20 protein-coding genes and 1 riboswitch are annotated in these 19,527 nt (G+C 52.1%); of the genes, 16 read left to right on the top strand and 4 right to left on the bottom strand.

The genetic code is table 11. The features are described from left to right. Positions 1-13: 13 nt before the first annotated feature. The 4 genes from L6H98_RS19775 to L6H98_RS19760 all read right to left on the bottom strand — a co-directional run bounded on the left by L6H98_RS19775 (position 14) and on the right by L6H98_RS19760 (position 2,919). A complete protein-coding gene (locus L6H98_RS19775) occupies positions 14-772 on the bottom strand; it encodes an ABC transporter permease (RefSeq protein WP_236417657.1) in 759 nt (252 codons plus the stop codon). Continuing rightward, entirely contained in the window at positions 772-1,062 is a 291-nt protein-coding gene (locus L6H98_RS19770; protein ID WP_236417656.1) for an MTH1187 family thiamine-binding protein, read from the bottom strand. Before L6H98_RS19770 ends, L6H98_RS19775 begins: the two co-directional genes overlap by 1 nt. A 42-nt stretch (positions 1,063-1,104) precedes the next feature. Further along, a complete protein-coding gene (locus L6H98_RS19765; protein ID WP_236417654.1) occupies positions 1,105-2,142 on the bottom strand; it encodes an ABC transporter substrate-binding protein in 1,038 nt (345 codons plus the stop codon). A gap of 196 nt (positions 2,143-2,338) precedes the next feature. Then, positions 2,339-2,450: riboswitch (TPP riboswitch) on the bottom strand. A gap of 82 nt (positions 2,451-2,532) precedes the next feature. After that, positions 2,533-2,919, bottom strand: a complete 387-nt coding sequence (locus L6H98_RS19760) for a VOC family protein (protein ID WP_236417652.1) — start codon at positions 2,917-2,919, stop codon at positions 2,533-2,535. 406 nt (positions 2,920-3,325) lie between these two features. On the opposite strand from L6H98_RS19760, the gene L6H98_RS19755 reads away from it, so the two are divergent. From L6H98_RS19755 to L6H98_RS19680, 16 genes are all read left to right on the top strand, one after another. Further along, positions 3,326-3,805, top strand: a complete 480-nt coding sequence (locus L6H98_RS19755) for a hypothetical protein (protein ID WP_236417651.1) — start codon at positions 3,326-3,328, stop codon at positions 3,803-3,805. A 326-nt stretch (positions 3,806-4,131) separates the two neighbouring features. Beyond that, positions 4,132-5,424, top strand: a complete 1,293-nt coding sequence (serS, locus tag L6H98_RS19750; protein WP_236417650.1) for a serine--tRNA ligase — start codon at positions 4,132-4,134, stop codon at positions 5,422-5,424. Positions 5,425-5,547: 123 nt separating this feature from the next. Continuing rightward, a complete protein-coding gene (locus tag L6H98_RS19745) occupies positions 5,548-6,651 on the top strand; it encodes an Ig-like domain-containing protein (RefSeq protein WP_236417645.1) in 1,104 nt (367 codons plus the stop codon). Between the two features lie 179 nt (positions 6,652-6,830). Further along, positions 6,831-7,253, top strand: coding sequence for a DUF2809 domain-containing protein (locus L6H98_RS19740; RefSeq protein WP_236417643.1), 423 nt, complete (start codon positions 6,831-6,833; stop codon positions 7,251-7,253). A 55-nt stretch (positions 7,254-7,308) separates the two neighbouring features. Beyond that, a complete protein-coding gene (locus L6H98_RS19735) occupies positions 7,309-7,866 on the top strand; it encodes a GNAT family N-acetyltransferase (RefSeq protein WP_236417641.1) in 558 nt (185 codons plus the stop codon). Between the two features lie 59 nt (positions 7,867-7,925). Next, positions 7,926-8,261 (top strand): DUF952 domain-containing protein, encoded by a 336-nt coding sequence (locus tag L6H98_RS19730; protein ID WP_236417639.1) that lies wholly within the window; start codon positions 7,926-7,928, stop codon positions 8,259-8,261. 80 nt (positions 8,262-8,341) lie between these two features. Further along, a complete protein-coding gene (locus L6H98_RS19725) occupies positions 8,342-8,890 on the top strand; it encodes a DUF1572 family protein (protein WP_356723713.1) in 549 nt (182 codons plus the stop codon). Between the two features lie 80 nt (positions 8,891-8,970). Further along, positions 8,971-9,561: a histidine phosphatase family protein gene (locus L6H98_RS19720; protein WP_236417635.1), complete on the top strand. Its 591-nt coding sequence runs from the start codon at positions 8,971-8,973 to the stop codon at positions 9,559-9,561. A 66-nt stretch (positions 9,562-9,627) separates the two neighbouring features. Further along, positions 9,628-10,392 carry a 5-oxoprolinase subunit PxpB gene (pxpB, locus tag L6H98_RS19715; protein WP_236417628.1) on the top strand — a complete coding sequence of 255 codons (765 nt, stop codon included), beginning with the start codon at positions 9,628-9,630 and terminating at the stop codon, positions 10,390-10,392. Beyond that, on the top strand, positions 10,389-11,417 hold the full coding sequence (locus tag L6H98_RS19710; RefSeq protein WP_236417625.1) for a biotin-dependent carboxyltransferase family protein: 1,029 nt from the start codon (positions 10,389-10,391) through the stop codon (positions 11,415-11,417). The genes pxpB and L6H98_RS19710 overlap by 4 nt, the downstream gene beginning before the upstream one ends. Further along, entirely contained in the window at positions 11,414-12,175 is a 762-nt protein-coding gene (locus L6H98_RS19705) for a 5-oxoprolinase subunit PxpA (protein ID WP_236417624.1), read from the top strand. The genes L6H98_RS19710 and L6H98_RS19705 overlap by 4 nt, the downstream gene beginning before the upstream one ends. A 38-nt stretch (positions 12,176-12,213) precedes the next feature. Continuing rightward, the gene (locus L6H98_RS19700; protein WP_236417783.1) at positions 12,214-12,672 is read left to right on the top strand and encodes an NUDIX domain-containing protein; all 459 of its coding nucleotides are present in this window, start codon (positions 12,214-12,216) and stop codon (positions 12,670-12,672) included. Positions 12,673-12,761: 89 nt separating this feature from the next. After that, positions 12,762-13,178: a pyridoxamine 5'-phosphate oxidase family protein gene (locus L6H98_RS19695; protein WP_236417621.1), complete on the top strand. Its 417-nt coding sequence runs from the start codon at positions 12,762-12,764 to the stop codon at positions 13,176-13,178. 509 nt (positions 13,179-13,687) lie between these two features. After that, positions 13,688-15,892: a bifunctional 2',3'-cyclic-nucleotide 2'-phosphodiesterase/3'-nucleotidase gene (locus L6H98_RS19690; protein ID WP_236417778.1), complete on the top strand. Its 2,205-nt coding sequence runs from the start codon at positions 13,688-13,690 to the stop codon at positions 15,890-15,892. A 235-nt stretch (positions 15,893-16,127) separates the two neighbouring features. After that, the gene (locus L6H98_RS19685) at positions 16,128-17,171 is read left to right on the top strand and encodes an EAL domain-containing protein (RefSeq protein ID WP_236417619.1); all 1,044 of its coding nucleotides are present in this window, start codon (positions 16,128-16,130) and stop codon (positions 17,169-17,171) included. 235 nt (positions 17,172-17,406) lie between these two features. Then, the gene (locus L6H98_RS19680; protein ID WP_236417617.1) at positions 17,407-19,500 is read left to right on the top strand and encodes a methyl-accepting chemotaxis protein; all 2,094 of its coding nucleotides are present in this window, start codon (positions 17,407-17,409) and stop codon (positions 19,498-19,500) included. Positions 19,501-19,527: the final 27 nt, after the last annotated feature.

Below are 19,527 nucleotides of genomic sequence, written 5' to 3'. Positions count from 1 at the left end.
GTTCAATGTCGGGTTAGCGCTTCTGCGGCCGCCATTTAACGAGCAGCTTCTCCAGCAAGGCAATGAGCAGGAAGAGCAGCAGGCTCAGCGCCACGATGATCATGATGGCGACGAATAATCGATCTGTCCGGTAAGCGGACTTCTGCAGCATCATGTAATAACCGATGCCCTTGTCGGCGCCGATCCATTCTGCGATGATGGCGCCCATAACGCTGTACGTGGCGGCAATCTTCACGCCGGAGAAGATGGAGGGCAGCGCATGCGGCAGCTCCAGCTTCCAGAAGATGTGGCGGCGCGATGCACCGGCCATGCGCATGTAATTCATCATGGCCGCATCCGTGCGCGTTAACCCGTCCATGGCCGCTACGGCGACCGGGAAGAAACAGACGAGAACGATCGTGATCAGCTTGGGCAGCAGCCCGAAGCCGAACCAGATCAGCAGGAGCGGAGCCAGCGCGATGGTGGGTATGTTTTGACTTAAAATAAGCAAAGGGTATAACGCCTGTTTGAGCAAAGGAATAAGATGCAGCACCATCGCGATCAGCAATCCGACGGCCGTGCCGGCAGCGAAGCCGATCAGGGTAAGCTGGATGGTAGCCCAAGCATGCATGCCGAGGCGATCGGCTTGAGATGCCGCTTCGCGGGCGATGTCCGAGGGTGCGGGAAGCATCCACTTTTCAATATGGAACAGGGATACGGCTCCCTGCCATAACGCGATAAAGAGAATAACCGCCACGAAGGGCGGCCATACGCTTTTCCAGTATGAATTCATTAGCGATATTTCTCCGTCAGGGCATCCATGCTGAACCCGTCAGGGCTATGGGCAATTTTGATCTGGGAAATGATGCTTGGGCTGCCGGCCTCCACGAGTGCTTCGTGCATTTTGCGCACGATCTGCAGCAGCTCCTCAAGTTCGCCTTCCATGGTCGTTTCCAGCGGGTTTACTTGATATTTGACACCGGATTGTTGAATGACTTCGATCGCGCGATCGACGTAAGGATAAGAGTTTTCGCCGTTCGGCGTTTTGGGAATCACTTGTATGCTAAGCAGTGTGCTGGCCATGTCCATTCACGGCTCCTTCCGATTTCGTTATATCGTTGCTCGTTATTGTGGTAAAAATTCGTTCGTATACGCTTTGGAAACGTCGACTTGCTGGTCGAGCAGTTTTTTGCTGAACATCCAGTCTGCGTAATTTTGCCAAACTTCCTTTTTCTGTTCGCCCCAACGTGCGGCATCGTCCTGATATTTCGGGCTGAGCCACTTCTGGCTGGCGAGTACTAAATCCTTGTCGAGGTCCGGAACGGCCTTCAGCAAAATGTTGGCAGCCTCCTCCGGGTGATCGATCGCATATTGATATCCTTCGGATGTCGCTTTCATGAACGCTTTAACCAGCTCCGGATCATTCTGAATCGTCGTTTCGTTGGTTACGAGCACAGGCGTGTAATAGTCGAGCGCTTCGGAGTAATCCTTGACGTACAGCATGTCGATCGGTTCATTCCGCAGCTGTGCTTCAATCCCGGTCCACGCATAGAAGATCCAGGCAAAGTCGATGTCGCGTTTCACGGCAGTGAAGAAATCGGCATCGCCCATATTGATGTTTTTCACCTTGGAGACGTCGGCGCCTTCGCCTTCCATAATCGATTGCATGACGGCTTCTTCTACCGGAGAGCCCCAGCCTCCATACGATTTGCCTTCAAAGTCTTTGGGCGATTTGATATTCCGGTCCACCGGAGCGGCAAAGCCGGACGTGTTGTGCTGAATGACCGCGGCGATGGATACGAGCGGTACGTTTTGCGTGCGCGCTTGGGTTACGCTCTCCTGGTAACTGACGCCAAAAGGGACCTCGTTCGAGGCTACCATCGTGTCCGCTCCGCCTGCGCCAGGCTGCACGATTTCGACGTTAAGTCCCTCGGCTTTGTAAAAGCCTTGATCCACCGCAGCGTACAGGCCGGTATGGTTCGTATTCGGCGTCCAATCGAGCACCACCTTAACGTCTTTCAGTGCGGCATTGCCGCCTTCGCTTGCCTTTTCCGTGCTGCTGCCGTTCTCGCCGGCAGGTGCCGCTTCCTTGCCGCCGCATGCGGCAACGGTTACGAGGGTGATGCACAGGAGCATCAGGCCCATCATTTTGCGCCATTTCATTTCTTTTTCTCTCCTTCATATTGTCCGGCCATCGGCACGGGTACTCCTTGGCTTCATGTCCACAACATCTGATTAAGAATGCCATATCAGGGGAATTGCATCGCGGTCCACACGTTCTGATATTAACAAAAAAGCGCCCCGTTATTCGGGACGCATGCAGGCGTTAGAGAATGGCCACCAGCCTTGGGGCTGTGCCTTGGTCAATATACTCCGATTCCTACGCTGGCATGATCCAGATCAGGTCTAAGGGTCAGTATCTTATGGGATACACTCTCAGCCGGCCAATTCCGACACCCCTGGGAAGCTATGAAGTTACGGGCGTTGCTATCACAGTAATTATAGGCAAGAGTCCGGATTGTGTCCAGTAAGGAATTGGAGGGACGACCGGGATTACCGTTGGAAAAATTCAATCCATTCTTTTTCAGGTCCATAGATGAAGAAGTAACGATATCCGTTCGGCAAGGTTACAATCTCCCCATCGATGAACTCTGCATCCGTTGCCTGAATGCGTCGGTATTCCGCTTCGATGTCCTCCACATGGATGGCAAAGTGGTGCACCGTTCCTTCGGATGGCAGCTTGTCGCTATACCCCTGAATCAGCTCGATCTCGGTCTCGTCGCTCCCGTTAAAACCGAGAAATGCCAGCTGAATGACACCGTTGGTGTGAGTCAACCGTCCCTTCAGTTCCAGACCGACAATCTCGGTATAGAAGCGGAGCGTTGTTTCCAGATCGCGAACGGAGATTCCGACGTGGTCGACGCGTTTTTGAAAAGCCATATGAACATACCTCCCGGGGCAGATAATTCGCCATTAGCATTTTAGAAATAGAATAGATGTGAAAATCCAAGCTGTCAAGTTGGAATTGGAGCGGCGGAATGAACATACTTACATTGAAAATAAAGATTTATAAAAGCGAAAAAACATAATACACGTGAACGGAGAGGAAGAACCAATCTGAAGAAGCGAAAGCGTTCGCGTTTATCACCGGATTTTCCCCTTGAAAAAGGGGATTCAAAAAATCTGGGGATAACAGCGATCGGAAGATGGTACTGCACTCGTAGTGGCCTAGTGTGATTGATTAGTACAGTTTCTATAAATGTATAGAAAAGTTCACAATTTGTTCACTTATGAAGGGCATAACGTGATCTCTATAATGATCAAATGAACAGAAAGGATGAGTACATTGCCAACAACGAAAAGAGAACAAGTGGTGTTCGGATTAATGATGTGCTTCGGCATGGTCACGATCATGCTGTTGTTTAATCTGTATAACAGCGGAATGATCGGGAAATTGTCTTTGATGGAGATTCTGCTGCAGTTTGTGATCTGTTTTGTGGTCGCTTTTGCGGTTGAATCGATATTGGTAGGTCCTGTGGCGAAAAAAGTAGCGTTTTCCCTGCCGTTCGACAAGTCGAACAAATTGGTGGCCGTGTTGACGCTCTCGTTTTTTATGGTGGTCGGCATGGTGTTGGTCATGTCTTTCTATGGTGTAATGACATCCTACTTCACCAATGGACTTGGAGGTCGTTCCATCCTGCGAAGCTATGGTTCGGCGATCGGCCATAACTTCTTGCTGGCACTTCCGGCACAGCTTCTGGTGGTGGGGCCGATCGTTCGGGCTGTATTTGGCAATGTGGTGGCCAGAAGCAAAGTCAGCGCTTGACCGATCTGTCTTATTTCCTGGGCAATGGTCGTTTGAAAACATAATGAATGAAGCTCTTGCGAATGGGGGAGCATTTCATATATAATCATTGTCAACAATTGCAGATCGGAACTATGCCGTTGAAGAGCATCCAACTCGGAGGCGTTTTCGCCAGGGGAGCGAACCCATTCCCCAAGTTAACCGGAACCGCCCGTTATCGCGGACCAAGAGGCTGGACACAGGATTACCTGTCCCGGCAAGTTGGGTGGCACCGCGAGCAGAGCGCTCCTCGTCCCAAGGGATGAGGGCGCTCTTTGCATTTTTATAGCCCAAAGGAGACGGTGTACATGTTGGATATGAAATGGATTCGTGCGCATGCTGATGAGGTTCAGGCGGCCGCGGACGGCAAAAAAATCAAGGTTTCGGTTCGCGAGCTGCTCACGCTGGACGAGGAAAGAAGAAGGCTTTTGCAGGAAACGGAGGAAGGGCGCCGCTTGCGGAACGCCTGGTCGGCAGAGATTGGCAAGCTGATGCAGGCTGGAGATCGGGCACAGGCGGAAGAGCTGCGGACACGCGTAAAGGAGCTTAACGACAAGCTCCAGCAGAATGAGACCAGGCTTGCCGACGTGCAGGAGGAGGTAACGAGACTGCAGTGGCTGGTGCCGAACGTGGTGTCGCCGGATACGCCGGCAGGAGCATCGGATGAAGATAACGTTGAAGTGCGGCGTGTCGGTGAGATTACGAAATTCGATTACGATGCGAAGGATCATGTTGAGCTGGGTGAAATGCATGACATGATCGACATTGCCCGAGGCGTAAAAATCGGCGGCACTCGCAGTTATGTATTGAAAGCGGCAGGTTTGCTTTTGCATCGGGCCGTACAACAGTTAGCCCTCGACCTATTATTGAAGAAAGGCTTCACGCCGATGGAAGTGCCGCTGATGGTGAGGGAGGAAGCGCTGGTTAACACGGGCTTCTTCCCCACAGGGCGGGATCAGGTATATGAGCTTGAGGGCGAGAACAAATGGTTGGTAGGGACTTCGGAGGTGCCGCTTGTTTCTTATTATATGGATGAAGTCGTGGATGTAGCGGAACCGATCCGATTGGCCGCCATGTCCACCTGTTTCCGCAGCGAGGTTGGATCGGGCGGCAGGGATGTGCGGGGACTGTATCGGGTGCACCAGTTTTCCAAGGTAGAACAGGTCATTATCTGTGCGCCGGATGCGGACGAATCGGAACGAATGCTGCAGGAGATCACCGGACATGCGGAGGAACTGCTGCAGCTGCTGGAGCTTCCGTATCGCGTGGTTGCCGTGTGCATCGGAGACATGTCGCAGAAAACCTATAAACAGTACGATATCGAGACATGGATGCCCAGCCGCGGAGCCTATGGAGAAACGCATTCGTCGTCGAACCTGCACGACTTCCAGGCCCGGCGCTCCAACATCCGTTGTCGTAACGCAGAAGGCAAGCTGGTCTATTGCCATACCCTTAACAATACGGCAGTGGCATCGCCGCGCATATTGATCCCGCTTTTGGAGAATCACCAATTGGAGGACGGGAGCATACGCATTCCGGCAGCGCTTCGGCCCTATATGGGGGGATTGGAATACCTGAAGCTGCCGGAAGCAGAAAAATAACAAAACATGTCGAATGGTCCTGTTATCCGAATTTCTTCAGTTATAGTATTCATTTCTGGGCATACCATTTCCGATATACTATAATAGGAGTAAAATACTGGATTATGGGAGATGAAGATGGGCATGAAAGGTTTAAGAGCAGGATTCAAGGCAACCCTAGCCTTGATCGTGGCGTGCGTTGCGCTGATTCCATCGCTGGCCATGGCGGCCGCAGGAGATATCACATCCATTAAAATTGTAAGTAATACGGATAAAATGAGCGTTTCCGAAACGGCCTCGTTGAAAGTGATGGCGGTGGTGGAAGGATTCGATAACGAGCAGGACGTCACGGCTGGCGTGACATGGTCGTCGAGCAATGCCAAAGTCGCTACCGTAACGAAAGGCAAGATCAAAGCCGTAGGTGCGGGAGAAGCGACCATCGTCGCCCAGGTGGATAACGAGAAAGCGCAGTTTGCCGTGCAGGTACAGGAGAAAATCAAAAAGATCAAGGCATCGCCGAGCTCTTATAATTTTGTCAAAGGCAAGGAGAGCGCATTGCCCAAAGTAACGATCGTGCGAACGAGCGGTAAAGAAGAGGACGTCACTTCCCAAATCGTCTGGACAGTTTCCAAGCCATCCGCCGTCGTGGAAAATGGGAAAATCAAAGGGGTGGAACCGGGACGCGTGCTGCTGCAAGGAAAATACGGCTCAACCACGGTCAAAGTCCCTGTAGCGATTACCGATATCATCGCCAAGGTGGAGGTTACGCCATCGGCCATCCAGATGAACATCAAGAAGTCCAAAGCTCTTAAGGTCATCGGTACCTATGAGAACGGCAAAACGGTGAACTTGTCGAAGCAAGTGACCTGGACATCGTCTAACCCTAGTGTGGCCACGGTCAAAAATGGCACGGTCAAAACGCTGACAGAAGGCAAGGCTACATTGACGGGCGTGTACCAGAATCAGACCGTCAAAACGGAAGTGACCGTGGTGCCTCTGCTCAAAAAGCTGATCAGCAGCACCAAAAAGCTGGTCTTGTCTCCTCAGGGCACAGCAACGGTGAGCGTTATGGCCCAGTATGACACAGGAAAGACCGCCTTGGTAACGAGTGACGCGGTATGGAGCAGCAATAAGCCAAGCGTGGTCACGGTTTCGAATGGCAAAATCCAGGCCGTTGGCAAAGGCAAGGCTTCCGTGGTCGTCAAATGGAACAACAAAAAACTTACGATTCCGGTGACGGTAAAATAGCAAGCTTGGTTCTGGTTTTAGTGGTATAATGTTAAAAAATGGAATGTTGAAGGGCGCTGGCAACGCCCTTTTTTTGTATCCTTTTGTACGATGGGAGAAAGATACATGAAAGATGCATCGATCGTGGAATCGAACTCAAGCCTGGGGGAAATCCATATGATACGGGTTGAAATACAATCATGACAATGCATAAGCAGAGGTACGCCAGTCGTTTAAGAGGCAAACTGTTGTATTTGTCCGTGACATTGCTGGCGATGTCTGCCGGGTATGCCTCCAGGGCCTATGGCGAGGTTTTGCCCGCATTTCTGCGAGAACATGCCGGGGATGCCTTATGGGCAGCTATGATTTATTTTGGAATACGCCTAATATTCACGTCGTGGAGCAAGGGATGGTCAGCCTTTGCCGGATTGCTGTTAAGTTGGTTCATCGAATGCTCGCAGCTCATCCAGGTCCCGTGGTTGAACGAAATTCGTTCGACGACGCTAGGGGCACTTGTGTTGGGCCGGGGTTTTTTGGTCATGGATCTCATGCGTTACGCCGTGGGGATATTAGGAGCTTGGTTTGTAGATCGATATGTGTTAAAGGCCGAAACCGAGCGTTGAAAGAGATGCGGCAAGAGTGGTTCTTTTGAAACGGATTCGTCAGGAGGAAATGAACATGAATGTCGACAAATTATTTTCCGAATCGCCCGAATTCGAGACAGAACGTTTGCGGTTGAGACGTCTGACCTTGGAGGATGTGCCTGAATATTTTGCGTTTGCCTCCGATCCGCTCGTCAGCCAGCACAGCCTCTGGAACTGTCATGAGACCATAGATGATTCGGTCGGATATATTCGGCGGGTACTGGATCAATATGAACAGCAGACTGTGTACATTTGGGCCTTCATTTGGAAGGACACCGGGGAACTGATTGGGCGCGGGGGCGTATTCGACATGAACGAATCGATGCAGAGCGCCGAATTGGGATACGCGATATCGAGCAGGTACTGGAATATGGGCGTGGCCTCCGAAGCGATGCAGCCTGTTGTGAACTATTGCTTTCGCGAGCTGGATTGCAACAGATTGGCAGGCAGGTGCAATGCGGGCAATATCGGTTCGGCCCGGGTGATGGAGAAACTCGGCATGTCGTATGAAGGTTTACTGCGCAAACAGTTGAAGATTAAAGGCGTGTTCACCGATCAGAAATTGTACGCACGCATCCGGGATGATCTATAATATTCGAAAGCGGATGCAAGACATCGAACGATTTTCGAATCATGGGGGGAGGGTCAAGTATGATATACAGCATTATTTCCCGCGCAGCGTGGGAAGAGGTGTCGAAAGCAGAAGTGTACGCACCGGAAAGCTTGCAAAAAGAGGGGTTTATCCATTGCTCCACCAAAGAACAGATTCCGTGGGTGGCATCGCAGTATTATGCCGGGCGTACCGATCTGGTGCTGCTGGGCATTGACGAAAAAGCATTGAAGCCGGAATTGGTTTATGAGGACCTATACGATTTGAATGAACTGTTCCCGCATATATACGGGGAGCTGAACCTGGATGCCGTGCAGAAAGTGATTCCGTTCGGTCCGAACGAAGACGGGACGTTTGCATTTCCTGTATCGGAATAATTGGAAGATAAAGAATAGATGATGATGGCCTGATTTGACGAAAACATGGAGAGGGTGCGGCGGGCGTGGATACGAACCGAATGTTTCTGGAGACGGCGGAAAAACAGTTTTTGTATTATAAACAGCTCGGCGAAAAAGCGATGGCCCAATTGGAGACAGAACAGCTCTTTCAGTCGTGGCATGAGGATACGAACAGCATCGGAGTCATTGTGAAGCATCTATGGGGAAACATGCTGTCCCGCTGGACAGACGTGCTGAATTCCGATGGCGAAAAGCCATGGCGCGAGCGCGACGCCGAGTTCGTCAACGACATATCCACGCGCGAAGAGCTGATGGACAAATGGGAGGAAGGGTGGCAGTGCCTTTTGTCCGCGCTTCGTGCCTTTGCGGCCGAGGATTTGGAACGCATCATATATATTCGCAATGAAGGTCATACCGTCATGGAGGCCATTATCCGTCAACTCGCGCATTATCCCTATCATGTCGGGCAAATAGTCTATGCTGCCAAAATGATCAAGGAGACGCCTTGGGACAGCCTGTCCATCCCTAGAAACGCTTCTGCCGATTATAATGGCGGCAAATTCGCCAAACCAAAGGCGCGACGGCATTTCACCGAGGATGAGCTATAGCTTGGGGCTGTGATTCGTCAATAACATCTGAAGATGATCATCCATCCGTTTCGGGTGGGAACAGAAAGGAAGGAAAAGGGATGACACATTTTGCATTGATTCGCCACGGAAGCACGGCATGGAACAAGGAGAAACGTTCTCAGGGCCAGACGGACAACCTGCTTGACGATGAAGGAAGAGAGCAGGCGAAATTGCTCGCCGAGCGGCTTAGCGGAGAACATTGGGATGCCATCTATGCCAGCGACCTGAAGCGCGCCAGTGAGACGGCCCGAATCATTGCGGAGCGCCTGGGCATTCAGGAGATTCATTTGGACGCGCGGCTGCGCGAAATGGGCGGCGGACAGGTGGAAGGCACGACGGAGGAAGAGCGCGTTGCAAAGTGGGGAGCGGATTGGAGCACCCTGGATTTGGGCAAAGAAGCACCCGAGGCCGGGACGGCAAGAGGCTCCGAAGTGTTGGAGGAAATATCGCGCGAGCATCCGGACGGGAAGGTATTGGTCGTTAGCCATGGAGCGATTTTACGCAATACGCTGCGCGGTCTCGTGCCCGATCTGGATGTTAGCGCCAAACTGTCCAACACTTCGATTACCCGAATCATGACGGGGCAAAGAGGTTGGCAATGCGAGCTGTACAATTGCAGCGCGCACCTGGTCCCGTCCAAGGACGAATAATCTACGGATGCAGTCGCACTGAGAGGACAATGGGAACTGTTGAGGAGTGGGTGAAGGAGGGCTCGCATGGCTGATCGGTCGTACATATGGACGAAGGAAACCTTATCTCCGCTTGGCGAATCCGGCGTCGTGATTCGCTGCGGGGATATCATTTCCGAAGAAGTCCACCATCGGGTGATGTCTGTGTGTGCCTTGCTGGAGTCACAGGATGTCATGGGAATCATGGGAATCGTTGACGTTGTTCCGTCTTTTAATGCAGTCACTTTGTTCTTTGATCCCGTAAAGGTTGCGGCGTCAGCGCAGCTGTTGGAGGGGACGGCGATGCTGCCCTATGAGGCCATCTGCGGCTGGTTGTTGGAGCAGTTATCGGGCTTATCGGAGAACCAAGATGCGGCGCCGCCGTCTCGAATCGTGACGATTCCCGTCTGTTATGGCGGGGAGCTGGGTCCTGATTTGCAGCACGTCGCGAGCGTGAACGGGCTTGATGCCGATGAGGTTGTTTCGATCCATTCGGCGGCGGAATATTTGGTGCACATGATCGGTTTTGCACCGGGTTTCCCATACCTGGGCGGCTTGTCCGAGCGGATCGCCACACCGAGACGGGCGACGCCAAGACTTCGCGTCGAGGCCGGGACGGTGGGCATCGGCGGCAGTCAAACGGGCATCTATCCCGTGGCCACGCCCGGCGGATGGCAGTGTATCGGCAGGACGCCGCTTGCCTTGTTTGCGCCTGATCAATCCCCGCCCAGCTTGCTTGCAGCAGGGGACAGGGTCCGTTTTCAACCGATTACGCTTGAGGAATACCTTTCTCTGAAGGAGGGCTGTCCATGAGCATCGAGGTCATTCGTCCAGGAATGCTCTCCATCATTCAGGATGAGGGGCGAACCGGTTATCGAAAGTATGGCGTTCCGTCAGGTGGGGTGATGGATACCTTTGCTGCCCGGACAGCGAACATGCTTGTAGGCAACCCGCGTGAGGCTGCCGTGCTGGAAATGACGCTTAGCGGTCCAGAGCTCCGGTTTCGGGAAACCCGGCTCATTGCGTTGTGCGGTGCCGACATGTCCGCCATGGTAGACGGAAAGCCGGTGCCTCTCTGGCGTCCGGTTGTGATCCGGCAGGACAGCGTGCTGCGAATCGGGAGCTGCCGCTTGGGCATGCGCGGTTACATCGCTTTTGCTGGCGGCGTGGAAGTCCCACGGACGATGGGCAGCCGCAGCACCGATCTCAAGACAGGCTTCGGCGGTCTGGATGGACGCCCATTGCGTGCAGGCGACAGGCTGTTCACGAGAGAGGGGAGCGGGGCAGCTCATGCCTTGTTGCATGTTATGGCTAAACGCGCCAAAGAGCAGGGGGAAGGCATGGCCGCCCCTTCGTGGCGCCTCTCCGAGTATGAAATTCCTGGCTATCGCACCGATCCTGTTCTGCGGGTTATGCCTGGCAAAGATCATGGGGAATTCACGGAGGAAAGCTTGCATCAGTTCTATCGGGATCGGTACATGGTCACCTCGGAATCGGATCGGATGGGATATCGCCTTAAAGGAGCGGCGCTGGAGCTTGCCCGGAAGGCGGATCGCTTATCCGAAGCCGTCGCGTACGGCACGGTTCAGGTACCCCCGGATGGCCAGCCGATCGTGCTGATGGCCGATCATCAGACGGTTGGCGGTTATCCCGTCATCGCCCAGATCGCTCGTGTAGACCTGCCGCTGTTGGCACAGGCGAGGCCCGGTAACCGGGTTGCCTTTGCAAGGGTATCCCACGAGGAAGCGCAGCAGCTGCTTCTGCATCAGGAGAAAAGCATGCGGCAAGCGGAAATGTGGATACGGCGAAAAATGAGCGAAATGGGGAATGAACGATGAGTGCAGTCGACATCAACTGCGATCTTGGCGAAAGCTACGGCATTTATCGGATGGAATCGGATAAACACATCCTGCCTTGGATTACCTCGGCCAACATTGCTTGCGGTTTTCATGCCGGCGATCCGGCAACGATGCGAAGCACCGTAGAGCTGGCATTGGAGCATCAGGTCGCGATCGGGGCCCATCCGGGTCTCCCGGATCTTCAAGGTTTTGGCCGCAGGCGGATGGACGTTACGCCGCAGGAGACGTACGACATGATGGTCTATCAGATCGGCGCGCTGGATGCTTTCGTCCGCGCCCGGGGCGGTCGCATGCATCACGTCAAGCCGCATGGTGCTTTGTACAATATGGCCGCTGCGGACGTTACATTGGCGGAAGCCGTAGCCGAGGCGGTATATCGCGTGCAGCCGGAACTGTATTTGTACGGCCTGGCCGGCAGCGCGTTGATCGAGGCTGCGGATCGGATCGGCGTGCGCAGCGTTAGCGAGGTGTTCGCGGACCGAACCTACGAGGCGGACGGAACGCTGAGATCGCGGCAGCTGCCCGGAGCGGTCATTCATCGGTCGGACGAGGCTTTGGCACAGGTGCTGCGCATGGTGACTGAAGGCAGCGTACTGGCAGTGGACGGGACGGTTGTGCCGATCAAAGCGCAAACGATTTGCATCCATGGCGACGGCCAGCAGGCTCTTGCTTTTGCCAAGGATATCCGAAATCTTCTTGAAGCCGAAGGGGTCACTTTGACAGCCATGAAACACTAACAAAGATCACAAGAAGTACAAAGGAGGGAAACATGGAAATGAAACCGATACGCAATTCGGCCAAAGCGGTCATCATACAGAACGGGCGGCTTCTGGTTATTAAACTGGAGGACCAATACGGAACGGCATATGTTTTCCCCGGTGGCGGGCAGGAAAAGGGAGAAGAACTGAAGGATGCCGTTGCACGGGAATGCTTGGAGGAAATTGGCCAGGCCGTGACGGTAGGGGAATTGCTGCATATTCGCGAGTACATCGGCAAAAACCACGAATTTGCCGAGTGGGACGAGGACGTACATCAAGTCGAATTTTATTTCAAATGTCATCTGAACGACCCGGAAGCAAGCGAATTTGCGGGTTCCAATCCGGATGATCACCAAGTGGCGGTAGAATGGATACCCCTTGAGGACTTGCCACAAGTAAGACTGTATCCGAAAACGATCGGCGAAATGCTTTTACGCCCTGAGCAGGCACGTATTTATTTGGGCGATTTGAACTAAACCTGCAGCGGATTCGCTCCCGGTGAGATGGGTACACTATAAGTATGTGAGAGTTCCATCATATACACCATCCGGAAGGGAGCATGATCATGAACCGAAACGAATTGGAGCAGCAGATCATAGGCGCTTTGGAAAACAATCCGTATTGCAGTTTTTCCACCGTGGAGAACGGAAAACCGAAAGCGAGATACATGGCACTGTTTAATGATGGGTTGAACATCCATCTGGCTACGAATCGCCGTACCCATAAGGTAGAAGAGCTTGAGAACAATCCAAATGTCAGCTTGCTGCTGGGCTATGAAACGGGCGGTACCAAAGAAGTGGTCGAGATCGAAGGCACTTGCGAGGTTACCAAAAACGAACAGCTCCGTCAGGAGATTTGGAACGATGAGCTGAAGGCCTGGTTCGACGGACCGGATGATCCGAATTACGTGGTGCTGGATATTACGCCGCAGCGCATCGAATACACAGGCAAGGATCATGAACATCAAGTCTGGGAGCAATAATCAGAACATATGCCTGCCAGGCAAGACAGCCGTGAGGTCTCGGACTTTGCGGCTTTTTTATGTTTTGTTTATGCAATTTTTGGGGAAGGGCATGAATCGATGTGAAGTAAATGTAATGTACGTATTTTACGTGTAATGTAAACTAATTTTAGGTAGAGTAATGACGTATAATGTCGAAAACACGCATGATTATGTAAACTTCCGAGGATATGTGCGGATAAAGTAAAAAATAATGCTTTTCAACCGCATCGCATTGCGTTATGATTTGGAATGTAAACGTCGCACTTCAGATATGAGCAGATATTCATGTGAGTTTAGCTGACCTGAATCACGAATTGCAGTGCCCCAGGAAGCAAAGCATCCCACAGCCATGAATTCTGTCCTTTTGGCGTCTGTTCGTTTGCCCATTAAACGAAGGTTTGATTCAATGTACATAACCGGGAGGGGTTATTTTGAAAAGGAACAAAAAAGTGTTATCGAGCCTGACTGCCGCTTTTGTTGCATTAAACGTGCTTGCGGTATTTCCGGTGCCCGTATCGGCTGCCGATGCGGCCAAAGTCAAACTGCGCATCATGGAGACGACGGACATTCACGTCAACTTGGCGAACTATGACTACTACTCTGATAAAGAGACAGACCAGTACGGATTGGCCAAAACGGCAACATTGATCAAAAAAGCGCGCGACGAGGCCAAAAACAGCCTGTTGTTCGACAACGGCGATTTGATTCAAGGCAATCCGCTTGGCGATTACGTCGCCAAAATCGATCCGCTCAAACAAGGGGAAACCCATCCAGTATACAAGGCGATGAACCTGCTCGACTACGATGCGGGCAACATCGGAAACCATGAATTCAACTATGGACTCGACTATCTCGACATGACGCTGGAGGGAGCCAATTTCCCTTATATCAATGCCAACGTATACGTTGATGACGGCGACGATGACGAGACGAACGACAAAAACTATTTCACCCCTTATCAGATTTTGGACAAGAAGGTGACCGATGAGAACGGCAAAGAGCATACGATCAAGGTAGGCGTGATCGGGTTCGTGCCGCCACAGGTCATGCAGTGGGACAGCGCAAATCTCGAAGGCAAAGTGATTGCCAAGGATATCGTGGCTACGGCCAAAAAATTCATTCCCGAAATGAAGGCGAAGGGTGCGGACATTATCGTTGCCATTCCGCACTCCGGATTCGAGGATATTCCCCAAACCGATCTGATGGAGAACTCGGTGCTGTACCTGAGCCAGGTGGAAGGCATTAATGCCATTCTGTTCGGACATGCCCATAAAGTATTCCCGAGCGCCGATTTTGCCGGCAAAAAAGGGGTGGATCTCGATAAAGGCACCATTAATGGCGTGCCATCCGTTGAGCCGGGATTCTGGGGCGACCATCTCGGGATCATCGATTTGGATCTGGAACAAGTCGACGGCAAATGGAAAGTCGTAGATTCCGCAACCGAGGCACGTCCGATTTATGATGCGGCGAACAAAAAACCGCTGGTGGAAGCGGACGAAAAAATTCTGGATGCCATCCATGACGAGCATGAGGGCACACTTGAATATATTCGCGGCCCGGTCGGCGAAACAACGGCTCCCATCAACAGTTACTTTGCTCTGGTGCAGGACGATCCTTCCATCCAGATCGTAACGAATGCTCAGAAATGGTATGTGGAGAAACATCTGCAAGGAACGGACTACGAGGATATTCCGGTTCTGTCCGCAGGAGCGCCATTCAAGGCAGGTGGACGTTCAGGCCCGGCTTATTATACCAACATTCCTGCGGGCACCATCGCCATCAAAAATGTGGCTGATCTGTACGTATATCCAAATACGGTACATGCCGTATTGATCAACGGCGCCGAGCTGAAAGAATGGTTGGAGTGGTCGGCAGGACAGTTCAACCAGATCGATCCGTCCAAAGGCGGACAGCAGCAGCTGATCAACATGGACTTCCCGACATACAACTTTGACGTGATTGACGGTGTAACCTATCAGATCGACGTGACGCAGCCTGCAAAATACGATAGCAAGGCAACGGTAATCAACGCATCCGCGAGCCGGATCAAAGACCTGAGCTTCAACGGCAAGCCGGTGGATCCTGACCAGAAGTTCATCGTGGCTACCAACAACTACCGCGCCTCTTCGTCCAAGCTTGCGAATCCGGACGGCAAACGCATCGTGCTGGCTGCCCCGGACGAGAACCGCCAAGTCATCATCGATTACATCCGCGAGAACAAAACGATTAACCCTACGGCGGACGGCAACTGGTCGCTTGCTCCGATCAAACCTGCTGCAAATGCAGCGGCTGCAGCAGCTGGCGATCTTGAAGTCGTATTTGCTTCTTCCCCGGATGCACAAGCATTGGTTGATGCCAACCCGGCCATGTCCTTCATTGGTACTAACGAGGACGGTTTTGCTGAATACGGGTTGAAACTGACAGGAGCGGCGCCTTCGACACCAGGTAACGAAACAGCCGGGCCAGCCCCAACGCCAACACCTGCTCCAGCACCTGCTCCGACGCCGACACCAAAGCCTGAGCCGGAGAAGCCTGCGAGCGGGAAAGTGGTCCATGTCGTGAAAAAAGGGGACAACCTGTATCGCATCGGCTTGAAGTACGGTGTGGATTGGCGCAAAATTGCAACAGCAAACAAAATCAAGAACGTACATGCGCTGAAAGTCGGGCAAAAGCTTGTCATCCCTGCTTCATAAACGGGAAAGCATTCGATGAAGATGGGCAGTCGTAGACTGCCCGTCTTTTTTGCGTCGGCTCCGAATATGAACATATGCGAGGTCATCAAAACGATAGAGATAATTTAGAAGACCCATGATATAATATTTACAAAGTTTGGATATCATTCTGTGGACCAATCCGACGTAGCGAACGCATCGACGAAAGGATGCAACATGACGATTTTGAACTCCAACAACGGCAAGGGGGGCTTACATGAATTGCAGCGGCTGCAGTCCAATACATCCGATTGAGGAACAAGGTATTTTGTATCTGCGTCCCAGATCCCCCGTTTTGCTTGAGGCTCTTCAAGCATTGGCAATGAAGGTTGTGCATTCAAACGATTTAATCCAGATGCAGTATACGAGTACGGAAGCGGTTAGAAACGTGTTAGGGAAAGTGGAGAGGGCAGACCTGTCTCTGCAAGCTTCAGTCGAGGTTCAAGTGACCCCGCTGCATATGCAAGCAGACCCGGACGGTTGGATTCGCCCGCAAATGCTGGAATCCCGGATTCGGCATGCCGAGTTGGTCTCCATCATTTTGGGCAACCAATTCAGCAGTCATATGCAGCCCATCGTGGATGCCTCCGAACAGATTATCGGATTTGAGTTTTTGCTTCGTCCCGCCGAGAATGGTAAGCCATTCAATCCTTACGAATTATTCGAGGTGGCCCGGTATACTGGTTTGCAATCGTATCTTGACCGGAAGGCACGTACTACGGCCATAGAGACAAGCGCTGCATGTTTGCCGCACGGCGTTAAACGCTTTGTCAACTTCCTGCCCTCGTCGATATACCACCCTGCTTCCTGCCTGACCCACACGTTCAATGCGATTGAACGTCTTGAACTTGATCCGAGAGACTTTGTGTTTGAAATGGTGGAGACGGAACAGGTTCAGCATGTTTCCATGCTTCAATACATTTTTGATACCTATCGTTCCCACGGAATTTCGGTAGCTCTGGATGATGTGGGGGCGGGATTTTCGACGCTCGAACTGATGAATCGACTGGAACCGGATTTTGTCAAGATTGACCGCAGCTTGATCGACCATTGCGACATGGACAAGACCAGACAGCGGAAAATCGTCGATATTGTCGAGATGTCGCGGCGGTTTGGCGGCCGGGTGCTGGCCGAAGGCATTGAACGAATCGAAGAATTCGAGTATTGCCGATCTGTCGGAATTGAGCTTGCTCAAGGATACTATTTCGGCAAACCTTCATCGTGTCCTCCGGAAGGGCCATACCGACGAACAACGGCTTGAAATGGCAACTTTTTGGCTAAAAATAACCGGTCACTTCATTATTGCGAAGTGGCTTTTTCGCGTTGATGTATATCATGAATGTGCCCAAAGAATTAAGGGGATTTAACCGATATAATAGGTAGACCTATACATATATCGATCTTAATGGCTTCTAGCCATGGTCTGATATCGCAGGTTGATGGAGAGGGACTTACATAAATAGAGAAAAGTCATATTTAAGAGGGGGAGAGGCTTCATGGGTAATTCTCTTGGAAATGGACAGCAGCAAACTGCTGCAGTCGGAGCATCCAAACAGAAAAAGAAAACAAACAAAAAGAAAAAAGGCTCGTTCTGGAACATACGTACCAAGGTATTGCTTTCGTTCCTGATCGTACTGATTCTTCCCAGTCAGGCCGTTGGATTCATGACCTTGACGATTGCAGACCGCACCGTGGAAACGCAATTGATGGATAGTGCCAGGCAAAACGTGATTACCACCAATTCGATGATCGACGACCAGGTGAGCGCTAAGAAAAACGACATCAACTATTTTGCCGACACCGTTGGGGTTGAAATGGTCAAGGGCCAGGACGAGAGTCCTGAACTGACGGCCAGGCTGGAGCAATATTTGAAATTGCATCCGGAAACGCTGAATATTTTCGTGGGCACGAAAGATGGCGTCATGGTTCGCGGGAAAGAGACGACAGGCAGCGCGCAAGGGTCGGCATACGATCCGCGTGAGAGAGAATGGTACAAGCTTGCCATGGAAAAACAGGGGACAACAGTGATTTCACCCGTATCCAAAAATACGGATGGGGTTGCGGTGGTTTTCGTTTCAAGAACGCTTAAGGATCAATCCGGCGTCGTCGGCCTGTCTCTGAACTTGACGAACCTGCAGGAATTGGCATCGATGAAGATTGGAAAAGAAGGTTATATCATCATTCTGGATGGCGAGAAAAACTACATCGTATCTCCGGATGTGGAGGCGGGTTCCAAAGTGGAAGGGACGGAGCTGGACCCGCTGTATGCATCGGCAGACGGCAGCTTTGACTACACGCACAATGGTGACGATAAACATCTGGTCTTTTCGACAAACCCGGAAACCGGCTGGAAAATTGGCGGGACGATGTATAAAAGCGAAATCAATGATGCTAGCAAGGATATTCGCCTGGCAACACTCATTGTAGTTCTTGCGGCCACAGTGCTTGCATTGATCTTCATTATTTTGTTCACGCGTGCGCTGCTGCGGCCAATTAAACGCCTGCAGGAAACCGCGAGAGCGGTTAGCAAGGGTGATTTGACGGTGAAAATGGACACCGCGCGCAAAGACGAAATCGGTGATCTCGCAAAGTACTTCGAACGAATGGTGGATAACTTGCGCATGATGATATTGGGCGTACAGGAGACGGCTGAACAGGTATCGGCTTCTTCCCAGGAATTGTCGGCAAGCGCAGAACAAACCACTAAAGCGATCGAGCATTCCACGCTTGCCATTCAGGAGCTTGCGGAGGGTGCTGAGCAGCAGGTCAGACGAGTGGCAGACGGAACAACACAGATGGGCAGCATGGCCGAAGAAGTGCGGATCATGTCCGAGCATGTTCAATCCATCACGGAAAACATGAAAAACACGTCCGGAGCGGCTGCGGAGGGCAATGCGGCCGCAAGCCAGGCGATGCAGCAGATGAACAGCATTCAGGAAACGGTGGAGCAGCTGGCAGAGGTCGTTCAATCCTTGAATACCCGCTCCATCGAAATCGGCAGCATGGTCGATGTCATTGCGACCATCTCCAAACAAACGAACCTGCTGGCGCTGAATGCTTCCATCGAAGCAGCCAGAGCAGGAGATGCCGGGCGTGGGTTCGCCGTTGTGGCGGGCGAAGTAAGGAAGCTGGCGGAGGAATCCGGAAGCTCTGCAGCCCAGATCGGTGAGCTCGTAAACAACATCCGTCTCGATATGGACGCAGCTCTCAAGGCGATGGAGGCAGCGCAGAATCGGGTTGGAGATGGCATTGAGGCAGTGAATGCTTCCGGTCAGTCCTTTGCGCAAATTCGCGAAGCCGTGGTGGAAGCAGCCCATACGCTGGATGGCCTATCCGGGCAAACGCAGCAGCTGGAGGCAGGAGCGGCTGACGTCGCCAAAGCTATGAAAGATATATCGGGCATTACGCAAGAAGCGGCGGCAAATACGGAATCCGTATCGGCTTCCTCCGAGGAACAGCTTGCTTCGGTGGAGGAGATTGCGTCATCCTCGGCTCATTTGAACAGTATGGCGGAACAACTGCAAGGTCTGCTCGGCATGTTCAAGATGGTGGAAGATGCACCGAAGAGCGAGAATCCTACGAAAAAATAATGGACATCTGCCCCTGTCGCCCTGTAT

Origin of the sequence: Paenibacillus sp. JJ-223 (assembly GCF_927798175.1) — a bacterium.
Classification (GTDB): domain Bacteria; phylum Bacillota; class Bacilli; order Paenibacillales; family Paenibacillaceae; genus Paenibacillus; species Paenibacillus hubeiensis.
Note: the sequence above shows the minus strand (reverse complement) of the source record. Positions and strands in the feature narration are given on the sequence as shown.

What these genes read in the sequence shown, in the direction of transcription:
- L6H98_RS19705 (WP_236417624.1), top strand. Translation starts at nt 11,414, where the DNA reads ATGAGTGCAGTCGACATCAACTGCGATCTTGGCGAAAGCTACGGCATT.
- L6H98_RS19680 (WP_236417617.1), top strand. Translation starts at nt 17,407, where the DNA reads ATGGGTAATTCTCTTGGAAATGGACAGCAGCAAACTGCTGCAGTCGGA.
- L6H98_RS19685 (WP_236417619.1), top strand. Translation starts at nt 16,128, where the DNA reads ATGAATTGCAGCGGCTGCAGTCCAATACATCCGATTGAGGAACAAGGT.
- L6H98_RS19765 (WP_236417654.1), bottom strand. Translation starts at nt 2,142, where the DNA reads ATGAAATGGCGCAAAATGATGGGCCTGATGCTCCTGTGCATCACCCTC.
- L6H98_RS19695 (WP_236417621.1), top strand. Translation starts at nt 12,762, where the DNA reads ATGAACCGAAACGAATTGGAGCAGCAGATCATAGGCGCTTTGGAAAAC.
- pxpB (WP_236417628.1), top strand. Translation starts at nt 9,628, where the DNA reads ATGGCTGATCGGTCGTACATATGGACGAAGGAAACCTTATCTCCGCTT.
- L6H98_RS19710 (WP_236417625.1), top strand. Translation starts at nt 10,389, where the DNA reads ATGAGCATCGAGGTCATTCGTCCAGGAATGCTCTCCATCATTCAGGAT.
- L6H98_RS19760 (WP_236417652.1), bottom strand. Translation starts at nt 2,919, where the DNA reads ATGGCTTTTCAAAAACGCGTCGACCACGTCGGAATCTCCGTTCGCGAT.
- L6H98_RS19725 (WP_356723713.1), top strand. Translation starts at nt 8,342, where the DNA reads ATGTTTCTGGAGACGGCGGAAAAACAGTTTTTGTATTATAAACAGCTC.
- L6H98_RS19745 (WP_236417645.1), top strand. Translation starts at nt 5,548, where the DNA reads ATGAAAGGTTTAAGAGCAGGATTCAAGGCAACCCTAGCCTTGATCGTG.
- L6H98_RS19735 (WP_236417641.1), top strand. Translation starts at nt 7,309, where the DNA reads ATGAATGTCGACAAATTATTTTCCGAATCGCCCGAATTCGAGACAGAA.
- L6H98_RS19770 (WP_236417656.1), bottom strand. Translation starts at nt 1,062, where the DNA reads ATGGCCAGCACACTGCTTAGCATACAAGTGATTCCCAAAACGCCGAAC.
- L6H98_RS19700 (WP_236417783.1), top strand. Translation starts at nt 12,214, where the DNA reads ATGAAACCGATACGCAATTCGGCCAAAGCGGTCATCATACAGAACGGG.
- L6H98_RS19740 (WP_236417643.1), top strand. Translation starts at nt 6,831, where the DNA reads ATGACAATGCATAAGCAGAGGTACGCCAGTCGTTTAAGAGGCAAACTG.
- L6H98_RS19720 (WP_236417635.1), top strand. Translation starts at nt 8,971, where the DNA reads ATGACACATTTTGCATTGATTCGCCACGGAAGCACGGCATGGAACAAG.
- serS (WP_236417650.1), top strand. Translation starts at nt 4,132, where the DNA reads ATGTTGGATATGAAATGGATTCGTGCGCATGCTGATGAGGTTCAGGCG.
- L6H98_RS19730 (WP_236417639.1), top strand. Translation starts at nt 7,926, where the DNA reads ATGATATACAGCATTATTTCCCGCGCAGCGTGGGAAGAGGTGTCGAAA.
- L6H98_RS19775 (WP_236417657.1), bottom strand. Translation starts at nt 772, where the DNA reads ATGAATTCATACTGGAAAAGCGTATGGCCGCCCTTCGTGGCGGTTATT.